1 protein-coding gene is annotated in these 329 nt (G+C 67.8%); it reads right to left on the bottom strand.

The genetic code is table 11. The annotated features are described in order from the left end of the window. Positions 1–47: 47 nt before the first annotated feature. Positions 48–329, bottom strand: a 282-nt coding sequence (locus F6S12_RS33240) for a hypothetical protein (protein WP_315870051.1), incomplete at its 5' end; no start/stop codon positions are given.

Below are 329 nucleotides of genomic sequence, written 5' to 3'. Positions count from 1 at the left end.
ACGGCCGACGCTGCCGTAAGCGCCGACCAGCCCCATCACCCCTGCCCTCATGCCGCCACCTCGGTGGGTGCATCGAAGGCCTGGGCCACGGCTTGCACCTGGGGCTGCTGCATGCAACTGAAATGATCCCCGGGCACATCCACTACCCGCAGCTCACCCAGGCACAGGGCCTGCCAGTAGGCGCTCATGTCACGGTGCATGCCGGGCAGCACCTGCACCTCGCCGCTCTGGCGAATGAACAGCATGTCGCCCTGGTACGGCGTGGCCTCGTGCAGGGCTACCGCGGCCAGGCTGTGGCGCAATACCTGCAACTGCTCGCGCAGCCAGTG

This window comes from Pseudomonas sp. JV245A (assembly GCF_032424515.1).
GTDB lineage: Bacteria > Pseudomonadota > Gammaproteobacteria > Pseudomonadales > Pseudomonadaceae > Aquipseudomonas > Aquipseudomonas protegens.
The sequence above is the reverse complement of the archived record's forward strand: the minus strand, read 5'-3'. Positions and strand labels throughout refer to the sequence as shown.